The sequence below is a fragment of the Dietzia massiliensis genome (assembly GCF_018390595.1).
In the GTDB taxonomy this organism is placed as follows: domain Bacteria; phylum Actinomycetota; class Actinomycetes; order Mycobacteriales; family Mycobacteriaceae; genus Dietzia; species Dietzia massiliensis.
Map to the genome: position 1 here is coordinate 1 of NZ_JAHBAV010000377.1, position 316 is coordinate 316.

General features: G+C 50.6%; 1 protein-coding gene. It reads left to right on the forward strand.

The genetic code is table 11. The features are described from left to right. On the forward strand, positions 1 to 270 hold a 270-nt coding region (flhD, locus tag KHA85_RS20790), incomplete at its 5' end, for a flagellar transcriptional regulator FlhD (RefSeq protein WP_213186766.1). Positions 271 to 316: the final 46 nt, after the last annotated feature.

The window sequence follows — 316 nt, forward strand, 5'->3', positions numbered from 1 at the left end:
GAAAAAGCCTCCGCGATGTTCCGTCTTGGTATTGATGAAGCCATGGCCGATGCGCTGGCGCAGCTGACTTTGCCGCAAATGGTTAAACTGGCCGAGACCAACCAGCTGGTTTGCCACTTCCGCTTTAACGAAAGCCAGACCATCGAACGCCTGACCAAAGAGTCGCGCGTCGACGATCTGCAACAAATCCATACCGGCATTTTGCTATCAAGCCATTTACTGCAAGAGCTATCGAGTAAAGACGCTAGCCCGACGAAGAAAAGAGCCTGATGATGGTTGAGAAAAGTATCGTTCAAGAAGCCAAGGACATTCAGCT